The organism is Maribacter taeanensis (assembly GCF_047345145.1).
Taxonomy (GTDB): domain Bacteria; phylum Bacteroidota; class Bacteroidia; order Flavobacteriales; family Flavobacteriaceae; genus Maribacter_C.
This window is the reverse complement of record NZ_JBLFER010000001.1, coordinates 1208448-1224962: the sequence shown is the minus strand read 5'-3', so window position 1 is coordinate 1224962 and position 16515 is coordinate 1208448. Positions and strand designations below refer to the sequence as shown.

General features: G+C 39.0%; 5 protein-coding genes. 3 read left to right on the top strand and 2 right to left on the bottom strand.

Annotation, left to right across the window (positions count from 1 at the left end; genetic code table 11):
• Window positions 1-99: 99 nt before the first annotated feature.
• The 3 genes from ACKWCD_RS05320 (at window position 100) to ACKWCD_RS05310 (ending at window position 11348) form a co-directional block, all read left to right on the top strand.
• Window positions 100-9033 (top strand): T9SS type B sorting domain-containing protein, encoded by an 8934-nt coding sequence (locus tag ACKWCD_RS05320; RefSeq protein WP_413982892.1) that lies wholly within the window; start codon window positions 100-102, stop codon window positions 9031-9033.
• Window positions 9034-9115: 82 nt separating this feature from the next.
• Complete coding sequence (locus ACKWCD_RS05315; protein ID WP_413982891.1) at window positions 9116-9835, top strand: carboxylesterase family protein; 720 nt, start codon at window positions 9116-9118, stop codon at window positions 9833-9835.
• 10 nt (window positions 9836-9845) lie between these two features.
• The gene (locus ACKWCD_RS05310) at window positions 9846-11348 is read left to right on the top strand and encodes an FG-GAP repeat domain-containing protein (RefSeq protein ID WP_413982890.1); all 1503 of its coding nucleotides are present in this window, start codon (window positions 9846-9848) and stop codon (window positions 11346-11348) included.
• A 22-nt stretch (window positions 11349-11370) separates the two neighbouring features.
• Here the strand turns inward: ACKWCD_RS05310 and ACKWCD_RS05305 are convergent, their stop codons facing one another.
• Together ACKWCD_RS05305 and ACKWCD_RS05300 are read right to left on the bottom strand one after the other, a co-directional pair.
• A complete protein-coding gene (locus ACKWCD_RS05305) occupies window positions 11371-14694 on the bottom strand; it encodes a VCBS repeat-containing protein (protein WP_413982889.1) in 3324 nt (1107 codons plus the stop codon).
• Window positions 14695-14803: 109 nt separating this feature from the next.
• Complete coding sequence (locus ACKWCD_RS05300) at window positions 14804-16513, bottom strand: RagB/SusD family nutrient uptake outer membrane protein (protein WP_413982888.1); 1710 nt, start codon at window positions 16511-16513, stop codon at window positions 14804-14806.
• Between the last annotated feature and the right edge of the window lie 2 nt (window positions 16514-16515).

The window sequence follows — 16515 nt, the reverse complement described above, 5'->3', positions numbered from 1 at the left end:
AAGGGTAAAATTAAGCAGAATTTATAAGTTTAAATAATTACACCAAAAGAATATTCAGGTCCCCAAGTTCTGATATTCTTACCCAAATTGACTTAACCTATGCTCCAAAAAAACTCACGGCACGTTTGGTATGCCTTACTACTGATAACGCTATCGGTAGTATGCACGACCGCAGTAGCAAATACCAGAGTCTATACTTTTATCGCAGAAGTAGCTTCTAGTATAGAAACTACAATCGTCAGTTCTCCCACTGAGGATAAGAATACGTCGGCTACCCACAACTCAAACTCAACAAGATTAACATCGAAAAACAATTCAGCTGCCACCTCGGCAATGTTTATGACTATCATTCAAGGGGCAGATGACGAAGTGGTATGTACCATTGATGGTACCACAGTTGCTCGTTTTATTTTATGTGGAGACTCTGATGATAGAGAAATATCAGTAGGAGGAGGAAGCAGTTTTATTTGGGAAGAACTGACTGGCATACCACCAGATACTAATGTTGAATGCCCAAATACAGCACCGAGTAATTACACACAAGTTGCTACTACGCCTACTTTTGATTTAGATGCATCATCCGTATCATCTACAACCGGGGCTGAATATCGTGTTCAGGTTGATGGTGGGTTTTGGTATTATTTTGAAGTAGTTAAGAGTACAATAACCCAAACGTTTAGCAAAGAAGATTTTGTTTGTAATAACCCAGGTCGTATTGAGATAACTGGACTTCCAAATAGTTATGAGTTTCAAATTCGTGAAGGTTCAAATCCTTTCAGTGGATATCAATCATCTTCTATTTTTGATAACCTTTCGCCCGGACTTTATACTGTTCAGGCCCGTTTGAACATTTCAGGGCAAGTTTGTGAATATTTATATGATGTTATTGAAATTGAGCAAGTAGATATTGATATTGCGGCGACGGTTACTAACCCCGTATGTGCTGGAGAAGTAGGTAGTATTTATGTTGAAGCACAGCCTGATGACATTGGTCCTTACGAGTTTACCCTACTTGACGAGTTTGGTGCTGAAGTAGCATTTACTGCGCCCATATCTGACAATTTTTTCACCTTTAATTCGGTAAGTGAAGGTATTTACTCTGTCAAGGTAGAAACTCCAGAATGTGCTGAAGATATTGCAAATGGAATTCCGGCACCTGTACAATACAATGATATCAACGGAAACATTATTGAAGTTGGTTTAGGTCTTGATCCAATTACAGTAAGTACAGATACTGGTGGTTTGAGTTTTGGTTGTCCTCCACCATCGGGTATAGAAACGGTAAATATTGATGTTACTCCTTCAGGAGGATCAGGTACCTATAGCTTTACGGTAAGTGACGGTGGTAATTCCGGTGGAAATTTTACTGGGACATTTGCATATCCTATTACATCACCAGGTACGTATACCTTTTTTGTTACCGATGATCAGGGCTGTACCGCCGAAAAGTCTGAGTATGTAGCCCTATTAGATCCGCCTAACGTTACTGCAGCACCAATAATTGGTACTTGTACCAATGGTGGTGGTAAAGTAGAGTTTACAATTAATGATCCAATGGGCTTTAATCTAGAATTTAGAGCTACAAATAATGCTACTGATCCATGGACTAGTTCCCCAACTATTCCAGTTGCGGATGGCACTTATAATATAGTTGAAGTACGGTATTCTCAGGGTGCTTTTAGTTGTGTTCTGCCATTACCTCCTGTGACTGTTACGTCAGATGGAGGTCTAACGTTTAGTGCAAGCTTAACATCTCCGTATACTTGTGCTGCTGGAGCAACAATAACATTTACTGCGGCAAGTGGTGGTTCTGGATCAGGTTATGAATATAGCCTTGACCCTAGTGATCTTAGTTCTTGGCAAAGCACATTAGATTTTACTGGTCTTGCTCCAGGTAGTTATATACCTCATGTTAGAGATGATGCGGGATGTCTTCAAGGAACTACACCTATTGATATCGCTGGATCAACTCCGCCTGATGATATAGATCTTCAGCAAGATCAATTGGATTGTGCTTCCGGAACAAGTCGCGTTACAATTAATGTATTGCCGGGAGGTTTTCCAGTTGCTGAATATAGAGTGGTTAGTTCAATACCAGCTACAACATTACCTCCAGCGCAAGTAAGTAACGTATTTCCAGGTTTAAATTTAGACACTTCATATCAATTTGAAATCGTTGATACGGGTGGTTGTATCTATACTGCAAGTATTACCACAGGTGGATTTAGCTCTATCCGAGCGCAGGTTCAAGCCGGTGGTGATCGAAGAGTCTGTACTGGTGATTCAGACGGTAGTGCTACCTATATAATTGACGGATTTGCCACTGATTATGATTATGAAGTAACTTATACTGCACCGAGTAGTGCGCCTGTTATTCATAGTACTGGAACAAGTTCAAATTTGACACTGCCTTTGAGCGGCCTTGCAATAGGTAACTATTCAATTACAGTTACCGATAATGATACCAATTGTTCTTCAACAGTAGCATTTGATATTAACGGTCCAACAAACCCATTAAATGTAACTGCTACGGTTACTGATATGAGCTGTCAAAATGGAAACGTAGGAAGAATAAGAGCCAATGGCTCAGGTGGATTTCCAGGTTATACTTATGAACTTGAAGATCCGTTGAATGTTACTACCGGACCTCAAAATAATAGAAACTTTAGTAACTTAATTGAACCGGGCGACTACTTCTTAACAATTATTGATTCAGAAGGATGTCGTTTCAGATCGGGCCCTTTTACGTTAACCCCTAAAACACTTCCTACTATTACAGAAGGTGCAATTGATTACTGTTATTCAGCTACTAATCAAGCTGAGATTACAGTAACTTCTGCTTTGGGCGGTGCTCCTCCTAATGCTGCACTATTGAGTACACATGAATACCGTATTAACGGAGGTGCTCTGCAAGTGCCTGGTACTGCAGGTACATTCACATTTACGAATTTAGTTCCTGGAACGTATACTATTGAAGTGGTTGATGGTAATAACTGTTCAGCTCAATTGCTTCCAATAACCATAGAACCACAGATTCAAGTAGCTTTAGATATTTCTCGCGAGATTCCTTGCGGTGGTGATGGTGAAATGGAAATTGATATCACAGGTGGTGACATTTCAAATCTTGGAACCACATCGTATACCATTGAGTATCGTGATGTAGCACCGAATCCTTTCGCACCAGTTGCGGGTCATATTGGTATACCGCTTCCATCAGGAAACTTTAATTATACTGTACCTTTTGGTAATCATGGTGATTATAGGGTAACGGTTACTGATAGTAATGGGTGTCCCAATACTTCCGAGATATTGAACTTTACCGAACCAACTAATATCGCTGCTACGCATAGAGTTGTTGGTCCAAGTTGTGCCGACCCGAATAGTGGTTTTGTTGAGGTTATTCCGACGGTTTCTTCTGGTGTTCCTCCATTTCTTGTGGTTTTTGCACCTGCCGGTACGCTAGTAGCGGATCCTAATAATCCTGATCCAACAAACACCTATAACTTTAGTACTCAAACAGTTTATTCTGGTTTGGCTGCAGGTAATTACGAATATATTGTAAGGGACTCTCGAGATGGAATTGCCGGTACATTGAATTGTATTACGACAATAATTCCGGTGACTGTTGTAGATGATCCAACACCAGCGCCAGATGCTAGTATTACCCCTATAGATGCCACTTGTTCTCCAAGTGGATTATCAGGAGGTGTTACTATTAATCCGATGATATCACCTGGAGTACCAAACTATACGGTTACTATTGAAGATAATTTTGGAAACCCTTTTTATACACAGAACAATGTAGCGCCGGGTGATTTACCCTTGAATATTACAGACCCAGCCTTAGTTCCTGGTAACTATCAAGTCATTGTCATTGACTCTAGGGGATGTAATGATATTGAATCATTAGCAATTGGGACCACTAGTCTAGACTTAAATCCGATTTATCCACTACCACCACCGACCTGTACACCAGGAGGTGTTACCGTATGTGTAGAAATTTTAAATGGTACGGGACCTTATGAGATACGTCTAATTGACCCCGACCCGCTAGTTGGCTGGGTTTCGCCTAACGGACCTCCTGGACCTCCTCCTACGCATTGCTTTTCTGGCTTGCTTTCAGGTGTGTCTTACACTGTAGAGGTTCGTGATTTGAGCACAGGTTGTGAGTATTCTGAAGTAATTACTCCTCCTGATGGCCCCGGTATGAGTGTTTCTTTGACAGCTGACGGAGCTACTTGTAGAAATGGTGATGTGGGTGTTAACTACAATATAACGACTGGTACAGCACCTTATAACGTAATTATAACTAATCTAGATACAGGTGTAATAGAGTACAATGTAACAGGTTCCAACTTAACTACTTTAGCCACTGATTTAACAGTGCCCGCTGGTCGTTACGGAATTTCAGTTGAAGATTCGAATGATTGTACTAACGGTGCGGAAGCTGAAGCCATTCCTGACCTACCTAGAGTAGATATTATCGATAATCAAAACGCTAACTGTAATGAATTAGGTCAACTAACAGTAAGAGCAACAGGAGGTACTGGACCTTACGAGTACGCTTTTGTTGAACAAGGTACAGTTCCTCCGGGAACAATACCACCTTTATCTGCTTTTGATTCGTCTCCTACTGCAGCATTGGCTGGATCTTTAGCACCAGGTATCACGTATGATATTTGGGTAGTAGATGCTAACAATTGTCCGGCGAGTACATCTGCCGCAGTGATACAAATGAATCCAGACTTACCAGCTCCAACAATTATTGTTGACAACCAATGTGATGTTACCGCTACAGCGGCCACTGGGTTTAATATTACTGTGGAAATGCCTGGTAATATAGATACACCGACATTTACTCTAAACGGTGAAAGTCAAACGCCAGTTTACATACCAGGAACACCTACTCAAGCAGTATTCACAGTATATAGTGTTGGTCCTTATCCAGTGCATGTGATTGACGCGAATGGTTGTGATGTAGATGATGTAGCAGAAGTATTTCAAATTTTATCTGCTTCAGGTACTTTTACTACAGAGCCAAATTGCGAGAATCCTGATGGAGTGGTAACCATAACTGCGAATGGTGGTAGTGGTAACTTTACCTACCGACTGACTGGGTTGGACTTTTTAGGAGGATCAATTGATATAGTAGATCCTGATAATGATGGTATCTTTCAAAATATTCCTCCGGGAGATTATCAAGTAGTAGTGCAAGATCAGATTGTAGCTGATGGGGCAGGTCAATGTGAATTTCTTGTAGATGATATTTTTAGATCTCGACCTATTCAACCCGTGATTGACGATACTGGCGCTACAGATATTACGTGTAGGGACAACGATGATGGTACAATAAATGTTTCGTTGGTACTGGATGCCGACCCAACGCTTAATCCAAATATAAAAGAATACAATTTGTATTCAAGTACTTTGGCGGCAATGCCAGCTAACTATGATTTTACATCACGTATCGATGATAATCTGACCGGTTCTTTTACCGGCCTAGCATCAGGAACTTATGTTGTAGAAGTAGTTACCGACAAGAATTGTTTTGACCGTGAAGAAGTTACAATAATTAATCCACCAGCCTTTACTATAGACGCTGTAGCAGGTACACTCGTATGTGAAGTTGGAGCTAATAGATTTAGCACCACAACAATAACTTTAACCGTCAACGGCGTCGGTAATGGAAATCCTTATGCATTTAAAATAAATCCTACAGATAGCTATCAAACAACTACTGCAAGTACTATGGATTTCTTGATAGTTGATACCGGCGTAACACAAACTTTTACAGTTTCAGCCATTGACAGCAACGGTTGTGAATTTATTTTTCCGACACCAATTGTAATCGACCCTCCAAGTGAGGTTGAGGGTTTAATAAGCCAATTGAGACCGATGGATTGTGAAAATCCTGAACGCATACGTATTGACGTAACAGATAACTCGGGAACACCGAACTTTTATATTGAAGATCAAGGTTCTTCGGTTGCTCCTGTGGCTAATCAAACACCAAACCCAGGGGAGAGTTTTGTGGAATTTGATTTGCCCTTAGTAGCTGGTGAATACCGTCTTCAAATTGTAGATGTGGGCGGTTGTACCTATCCTTTGGAGCCATACACGGTTGTTGAACCTGAATTGCCTACCGCTACCATTGTCGAATCAAACCCCATAAGGTGTATTACTGACACGAACGGTGCTCTTGAAATCACAGTCAATACTGTTCCTTCATTTTCTGGAGTTTATGAATATTGGGTCTATGATGCAAGTGATCCAGGTTTTGCCGGTGGTGCCTTTGCTGGACCAGTTCAAGCAAATGCATTTGTAGATATTGCTACAGATGGTAATCCATTTTTGATTACCGGATTGTCTGGTGGTACCAAAAGAGTTGTTATACGCGAACAAGGAAAAACGGTAAATGGATGTAACGTTTTTAGTGATGTAGCTACCATTCGAGTGCCTAATGGAGACCTTCTTATAAATACATTTGATGAAATTGGTCGCGTAGGCTGTAATAACGACCTAGGCGAGTTAATCGTAACTGCTATTGGCGGATGGGATAATGCAGCATATGAATTTATGTTAGAATATGATGATGGAAGTGGTTTTGCTCCCCACCCGACATATGGTACATATGCGATGAATGGAACCAATGACCGATTTACAGGATTGTCTAGCGGAGATTATAGAGTAACAGTGCGAGATATAGAGGGTTGTGAGGCAACAGATACTGAGACGTTGAGTCCAGTACCCCCAATTCAAGCCGAGGCAATTATTACGCGTGAATTGGAATGCCCATTAGGTAATGATGCGATCATTACAGCAGTAGAACCTGGTACAACAACTCCCGGTGCTATCGGAGGTATTCTTGGTGCTGGCTATCAATTTAGATTGTTACGCATTGATGAAACTAATTTAGATCCATCAAATCCGGGAGCATTGGATTTATATGATCCTGCTAACATTTTATCAGTTGCCGCCGGACTTCAGGCAAGTCCAGAATTTGTGGGATCAGGTGGAACAGGTGTTGTTGAAGCAGGCTGGTATGCCGTTGAAGTAGTATCTACTTTAAATTGCCAGACTTTCACTGTTCCTATTCAGGTGATTCCACCGCCACCTATCAATCCTGTGTTGATCCAAACAGCGGTGCCCGCTTGTGGTAATATTGCTACAATGATGATACGTGTGAACAACCCTGATGGAGGTTCGTATGAATACAATAGAATTTATCCCCCAACAGACCCCCTGTTTGGTACCATGAATTGGCTGCCAATTACCGGAACAAATAACGGTGTCCCAGCTGAAATTGACATTCCTGGTAACGTTAATGAATCATATCGTTACGAGGTAAGAAAGGTTGGAAGTCTAAGTTCTTGTCAGGCGGTTAAAACTAATGGTCTTTTAATTACTGAAGCAGACCCATTAAGTCTTGACCCTGCTTCCCCAACCTTTAATGTTTCATGTGCATTACAGGTAGATGGCCGAATTGAAGCAATTGCAGAAGGAGGTACAGGAATTTATGAGTTTAGAATCTATGATTATGATCCAGACCCGGCAAATCCTGATGGTTCAAAAGACGCATTTGTAGCTGAGTCTTTACCTACTTATGAAAATAGACCTCAGCAAGATTTCGGAACTTTTGAAAATCTAGGTCCTGGTACTTATTATATTTCGGTAATAAGTCGTCTGAATTGTGGTGTAATATCTTTACCGTTTACTATTGATGAACCAGCGGAGGTGACTATAGCTGACGCTTCAACACCGACTAGTTGTTACAACTCTGAAGACGGTACGATAACCATGACCGTTACGAGCGCTACTGCTGGTCTGGTTAAATTTGCAATAGAACCAAATTTGAGCGAGTTCTTTACAGACCCAGATAATCCAATGGTTTACACATTTACCGATTTACCAGCTAGACCCCAGGGAGAAGGACCAGGTTATACCGTTTTGGCGCAAGATGCGGAGGGTTGTCCACAAACATTTGAAGTTTTTGTTGAAAGACCAGCTGAACTTTTGATAACTGACGTACAGACTACTCCAGAAACCTGCATAGGTTTTGAAGATGGTACGGTACAGCTGTCAGTAAGCGGAGGAACTCCATTTGTTGACCCATCTACATTTGACACCTATTACGAGACTCGTATTGTGGGTCCGAATTCTGACGGTAGTGAAGTTTTTGAAAGGAACGATAACCTTTATTTTGATAATTTAATCGGTGGGGCTTCTTATCTTATTTTTGTAAAAGGAGTTTCAGATGATTGCGTTGTGGATACGGTTGTACCTATTGAGATTGGAGTTGATTTAAGTGCTTCGCATGATCCAGTGTACGGTTGTAATGGTATTTTCCCTTATAGCACGGTGAGTATAGTCATGGATGACCCAAGTTTAATTCCTGATTTATTTTTTGCATTAGATCCGATTGACCCAACAACGGCTTTTACCGCTAATGCTGGAACTGAATATTCATGGGGTGATTTACCCGCGGGAGAACATACCGTTTACATTTATCATTTAAATGGATGTACAAATTCTGTGACTTTCACTATGGAGACCTATGAGCCACTAACTTTATCTGCCGAGAAAACTGGACCGAATGAGGTTACGGCTATAGCAGAAGGCGGTTTTGGTAACTATGAATATTTCTTTCAAGGGGAGTCGTATGGTGCTGAATCGATTTATACTCAAAATGAAAATGGTACAGTTAATATAGAAGTACGTGATGAAGGCGGTTGCGTTGCTACAATTGCCATTCCATTTGAGTTTACTGGAATGCTTGATATACCAAACTTCTTTACACCGGATGGCGATAATAACAATGATTTCTGGGCTCCAAATAATCGTGAATTCTTCCCGAATATCGAGGTCAAGATTTATGACCGATATGGTAGAGTGGTCGCAATTTTGGACCAAGTTTCCAAATGGGATGGAAAGTATGAAGGTACGGAACTTCCGACAGGAGATTACTGGTATGTAGTAAATGCAAATGATAAAAGTGAAGTGCGTTACGTTGGGCACTTTACTTTATATCGATAAACTATAAATACATGAATAGAAAAGGCATCCAATCGGGTGCCTTTTTTTGTATCTTAATTTCCTGAACTGTTTATCAAGATACATGAAGAAATATTATTATCTACTTTACACTATACTTCTATTACAAAGCTGCGCTGCACAGTCAAAACCTAATTTAATTGACGCCGAACAAATAACGGTTACTATCGAGAATTTATCTTACTACTTGTATTTTCCTGAAGATTATGAATCGAAGCCTAAAAAGAAGTTTCCCATTCTTTTATTTTTACATGGAGGAGGAGAATCTGGTGATAGTTTAGTAGCAATTAAGCGGAATGGTCCTCCCAAAATGATTGTTGAAGGAAAGCAATTCCCTTTTTTAATTCTTGCGCCTCAAAATCCGAATCAAAAAAAATGGTGGAACACCCGTGCTGTAAATCAATTATTAGATAGTGTTGTAGCGAACAACCGAATTGATAAAAAACGTATTTATTTAACCGGATTAAGTAGAGGAGGAGGGGCTGCTTGGGAAATGGCAGTACAGTACCCTGAAAGGTTTGCAGCTATGGCTGTTGTATGTGGAATGACTCCCGTACCATATGCCGCTTGGATTGATAAAAATATGCCTATCTGGGTTTTTCATGGAGAAGAAGATCAATCTATTCCAATTTCAGAATCAGAAACAATGGTCACTCGATTGAAGGGAATGGGCTATGACGTTAAATTTACAAGATACCCAGGAGTCGGACACAATTCTTGGATAAAGGCTTATAAAACAGAAGAATTATATGATTGGTTTATGAAACAAAAACGAAAAGATTGATATTTGAAATATGAAGAAAATTGGTTATTTGTTTTTAGTATTTGGTATTGCGTGTTCCACTCCAAAAAAAGAAAAAGCAGAAAAATTATACAATACACATTGCGCTAGTTGTCATATAGCGCCAAGTCCTACAGATTTACCAAAACATCTATGGAGTGAATCTGTACTTCCAGAAATGGCCGCTAGAATGGGTATAAAGGACTCTACGTATAGTCCATATGCCAAATATTCCTTCAGAGAGCAAGAAGCCATCATGCGAACAGGCTTGTACAATGTGGCACCTCAAATGTCACAGGAAGAATGGGTATTACTTAAAGAATACATTATAGAATCTGCTCCTGAAAAAATTGATTCAATTGCCATAACGGCTCTTGACAGTAAACTATCTCAATTTGTTTCTAAACCCGTTAATTTAGATAGTATTGCAGGATCCTCAATAACCTATTTAGACACTAAATCGTCGGAAGGAATTATAGTTTCAGCAAATCTAGCAGGAAAAGTTTCAAAGTATGATTATTTGTCAAAGAAGACGGTCTATCAAGATAATTTTGAAGATGCAGTTACTTCATTTACTCAGAAAGATTCGGTAGGTTTTGTTACTATGGTAGGCAACTTGAATCCTTCAGAAATAGCTAATGGTAAAATTTATCAAATGTCTAACTCTCGAATAGATGAAATAGCCGCTAATCTTCATCGTCCAGTATATACTTCGGTATTCGATCTAAATAAAGATGGAAGCAACGAGGTTTTAGTCTCGGAGTTTGGTCATCTCACGGGTATGCTATCTTTATGGAGTAAGGAAGGGAATTCCCCTTATCGAAAGCGGGTATTGCTAGGGCAACCGGGAGTTGTTCGTACCATAGTCAAAGATATGAATAGCGATGGTAAAGCGGATGTTATTGCATTGACTTCTCAAGGAAATGAAGGTGTAACCATTTTGTATCAGGAAGAGGATTTAAATTTTCGTTCTGATCAGGTTATCCGTTTTAATCCTCTCTACGGCAGTAGTTGGTTCGATTTAGTTGATTATAACAATGATGGATTTTATGATATAATTACCGTTCATGGCGACAATGCTGATAATACTTATGTTAAAAAGTCGTATCACGGCATGCGAGTTTATTTAAATAATGGTGAGAATCAATTTGAGGAAAAATATTTTTACCCTTTGTATGGGGCCACTCGATTTGTGGCGAACGATTTCGATCAAGATGGTGATTTAGATATTGGAATTGTATCCTCTTTTCCTGATTACGAGAAAAACCCAGAATTTTCTTTTGTTTACTTGGAGAATTTGGATTCTGAAAATTTCAAATTCGAAGCGTTCGGACTAGAAAACCCCTCACTTGGAAGATGGTTGCTAATGGATACGGGTGATATTGATCGGGATGGAGATGAAGATATTATTTTAAGCTCTTTTACCTATTATTTCACTCCAGTACCTGACTATTTATACAAACAATGGTTCTCATCAGATGTTGATCTAATGGTACTTGAGAACCAGTTCCAGTAATGTTTGATGTTGAGAATGAACCTTAGTTTAAAGCAAGTTTCTTTAATGACTCTCTAGGTTGGAGTTTGACGAATTGAACGAAGTCACTATTTTTAACCACTAAGATATATTCTTCCCCTTTGATTTTGATTCGGGACATATCTTTTACATCTCCTGGAGTATAAAGACCGCTATTTTTTCCTTCAATTGGCTCAAAGTTACCTTCTCCATCTCCACTTAAGAATAATCCGTTGCTGGCATCATTTCTTGGTGTTTCTACTTCTGAAGCATATAAATTTCCAGCAATTACTACGTCTAAATTTGTATCATTATCAAAATCATCGACCAATATTTGATTTATACTTGAAACCTGGGCTGCACTTGGAAGTGGGTGTAAGATAAATTCCCCATTGTTATTTTCTAAATATACACTTGCAAAGGATTTCACTTGGTAGTGTAAAGAGTTATCTAGATATTCTTCGGTATAAACATCTTCAAGAGTAGCTGTGGAAAAAGAAGCATAATTTTCGAACTTCTTTTTTATTCCTGGCATCTGCTGTGATGAGCATTCACGGCCTCTTAGTGGGTACTTTTTACCACCATTAAAGTAGCTCAAGACAATGTCGTTGGTTTTATTGTTGTCGAAATCATTGAAGTAAATATCAAAAGTTTCATCTTCAGTGGCTTTGTACTTGTAGTTTTGACCTAAGTTTCCAACCACATAATCAATATCACCATCATTGTCAAAGTCACCTTGGTTAATACTGAACCACCATCCGGTGCTGTTGTTTAGGTTTAAATTTTCTGTTATATTTTCAAAGGTCCCTTTGTTGTTTTTGAAAATTGTAATAGGCATCCATTCCCCAACTACTATGAGGTCAATCCAACCATCATTATCGTAATCTGTCCATTTTGCATCAGTAACCATACCTAAATTCTCTAAATCTGGAGCGATTTTTTTGGTTACGTCCACAAACTTTGGAACTCCTTTGGTACTTACATTTTCTAAAATATAACTATTTGCTGGTAGTGGATAATTCCCAGGAATCAATCGACCTCCAACAAATAGGTCTAAATCCCCGTCTTTGTCATAATCATAGCTGTGTACACGAGAGCCACTAGTTCGCATCACAGGTAAAGCACCTTCAGCTTTCTTAAAAGCTCCTGAGCCATCATTTACATATAAACGGTCTTGAAGTTCTTCTGAATTGGGCTCAAATTCATTTCCCCCACTCACTAAATAAACATCGTTATCACCGTCTTGGTCAGCATCGAAAATAAGGATACCAAGATCTTCATGAACGCTATCTTTGGTGAATACCTCTATATCTTGTGCTGTAAAACCATTATCTGTTTGAAAGTATATACCTGTCTTGTTTTGAGATGAACCACCTACAATAAAATCATCTAGATTATCTCCATTTAAATCTCCAATACCCAAACTAGGGCCAAACATTGATGTTTGATGCGGGAGTAAAATCTCTTTTTCGAAATCATCATATCGATTTTCTTGATGAAAATGCTTGACTAAAATCGTTGAATCTTTTTCAGTTGTAAAAAGTTTTGAACCACTGTTGGTTGCCATCTCCTGATTCATACCAGCATTGAAATGGTCTATAGTAATCATCTTGTTGGGTTCTAAAGTTGTAAGAATTTCACTTTTTCCGTCAGGCCATTGTATTTTAATGGTATCAATTACGGTAGCCATGCCAAGACCAAAATGAAGTCTAGGGGCAACCGAGGATTGAAACCCTCTGGACAATGTCATTTCTTGGAACTGAGAAGATTCTTTAGTCTTGACATAGGCTTTTACACCAATACCATTTAGATTTTTATCTGTTCCCTTAAATTGTAGACTAATATGATTATTCTTTTTTGAGCTAGTATTTTCAAAAACACTAGCGGTATCATCAATGTTATTTGTTACGATTTCTAGATCACCGTCATTATCAAGATCTGCATAGACACTTCCATTAGAAAAACCTTTAAAACTGATTCCCCATTTCTCATTCGCTTTTTCAAAGTTCAAGTCACCCCTATTTTGATAAACAAAATTGTCTATTCGTTCAGAGGGTATGGCTAAGCTCTTTTCTAATAAACTATCTTTTTTGTTTCTTGATTCCCCAAGTTTACCGAAGTAATCTTTATTGTTTATCTCTCTTCTCGTACCATTTGCTATAAAAATATCTTTTAATCCATCATTATCTAAATCTGCAATCAGAGGACCCCAACTCCAGTCTGTTGATGATATTCCTGCGAATCTTGATAGGTTGCTAAAATCAGGCAAAGAATCATTAATCAAATTTCCGTTGTTGACTTGTAAACTATTTTGCATATACTGATAATGAAAACCAGAGTTTACTGTACTCCAAAACAGCCCAGGATCCATACTAGCCATATTGGCTTTCGCTCTCCTATTATCTTGCGCCGTCATATCAACTTGAAAGATATCTAAAAGCATATCGTTATTGATATCCGCAATGTCAACACCCATTCCATAGAAAGAAGTGTTTTTGGTTAATTCTTTTACGTGTTCAGTGAAAGTTCCATTTTTGTTGTTAATGTAAAAGAGATCTGGAGTGCTAAAATCATTAGAGACATAAAGGTCAGGCCATCCATCTTGATTCACATCGCCAACTGTGGCACTTAGCGAAAGTCCGAAAGACTTTAATCCACTCTCTTCTGTTACATCGGTAAAAATTTCTCCATCATTTCTATATAATTTATCAGCTTCGGAATCTTTTACACTACGTTTTTTTAAGAAGTAAAAACTATTAGGAGCATTAAAAGGCGTAGGAGGGTAGTTGGCAACATATAAGTCTAGATCACCATCTAAATCATAATCAAAAAATACAGATTGCACGCTATTACCAGCTTCAGCAATTCCATATTCTTTTGCTTTTTCACTGAAAGTACCATCTTGGTTATTTACGAAGAGTTGATTTTCTCTAGGACCAAACTTTCCACTTACCGCACAATAGATATCTAAGAAGCCATCATTATTGATGTCAATCATGGTGACACCAGTATACCAACGTTTATCACCTGCAACACCTGCTACTTCAGATACATCTTCAAATTTTAAGTTTCCTTTATTCAGATACAATTTATTGGGTACCATATTCCCAGTAAAATATAAATCAATAAGTCCATCATTGTTTATGTCACCTGCAGAAACACCTCCACCCATATACATATAGCCATAGGTAAGATAATTTAGAGAATCGTTTTCTGTTAAAGTATTTGAGAAATCTATAGAAGATGATTTACTTGGTATATTGTTAAAGACAGAAAGGTTTTTAACGTCTTTTTTTGAGCAAGAAATTATAAGAAAAGAAGAAATGATAATTGTAATTAGGTACTTCATTAAGTCATTTTTTAAGCACGATAAAGATAAAGATTCACAACTTTATAAATAAAAAAACGGAGCATATAATGCTCCGTTTTAACTAATATAAATACTAAATTGAGTTTGCTTACCAGCCTGGGTTTTGTGTTAAAGCACCAGCACTAACATCTATTGCCGAAATAGGAATAGGTAACAAATCATGTTTCGATGTGTAAGGTAAAAAACGAGCGGATACACCTGGTATAGTTCTACCTTCATTTTGAATGTATGCATTCATGATTTCTTCAGCGTTACCCCATCTTCTAAGGTCGAACAATCGATGACCTTCCATACCTAACTCTAAACGTCTTTCATGACGAACAGCTTTGATAGCTGTTGCTTGATCAGCGAAATCATCATAAGGTTCTATTAAATAGTTTGCTGCAGGAGCATCACCGGCTTCATTCATAACATAGGTAGTATTCTTCGCTCTATTACGAACCATATTTACCCAAGTAAGTGCATTTGCGAGTTCAGCACCACCTACTTCTGCTGCTGCTTCAGCGCCCATTAACAAGACATCAGCAAAACGCATTACATTGTAGTTGATGCCTGAATGCTGCTGTCCCCAGCCACCAGTACCTTGTTGAATACCTTGTTCACTAGCTTGGTACACATTTTTTGCAGGTAGATAAGGACCTGAAATATGCACAGCCTGTGCGCGTATCCATGATTGACCCGGCATTGGACCATATCCATTATAGTCTATTCCACGTCTACCAACGGTATAATCTAGTCTTGGATCTAGAGTACCTGCCTCTGGCGTAAATGGATCGTCATCAGGCATGCCAAAGTCATTAGCAACATCGTTGCCAGGTGCATTAAAATCGTCTAACAAAGGCAAACCATTAGCATCTGTTCTGAAGGCATTTACTAAATCTTGACTTGGTTGATAGAATCCACAACAAGAACCAAATGGACCTGGGTTTGGAAAGTTCAATACACCACCAATATTACCATTAGGAGATTGCGCTTTGTCGGCTAAGAATTGAATTGCAAACAAAGACTCTGCACTATTTTCACCAGCAGCATTGAAATTGTCCAAAAATTCTGCATTCAAACTAAATGGACCATTTTCTATTACATCCTTCAGAAGCGTCAGTGCCGGCGCCCATTTGTTCTGTTGCAAAAGAACTTTACCTAAATACGCCTTAGCAGTCCATGATTCTGGTCGCCCTGCTTGTACTCTGGCATCTGGTAAGTTATCCACAGCATATTGAAAATCTGCCTCTATTTGACTCCATATCGGACCAGAATTTGCAATATTGAACTCCTGATTAGCCGTATTCTCTTCAGATATATAAGGGACATTGCCAAACATCCGTTGCAACTGAAAATTAAAATGCCCTCTAAGAAAACGCGCTTCTCCCAACTTTGCTGAGATATCTGAACCTGCTTCCTGAGCAGCAACTCCAGCACTTATTGCTGCATTCGCACGATTTACACCTGCAAAAAGTGATGACCATTGGCCCAACGGGTATCCGTTAGCAGCATCACCATTGTGAATTTCCATTTGATATAGGGGGTCTTGATCATCATCAGTACTACCTTTGTGGGCGTCATCAGATAAAGCATCAAGCCACCAGTTGTCACCAGTTTGAGCAAAACCATTACCAGCAGCGTTATTTCTTCTACCATCTAGGGCAGAATACGTTGCTATTAATAACAATTCAACACCACCTTCACTTGCGAGAACCTCTTCACTTAAAGCCCCTATGGGCTCAATTTCCGTAAAATCATCACTACAAGCTAGAATAGAAGCAAATAGTGTGAAATAATAAATAAATCTCTTTTTCATTT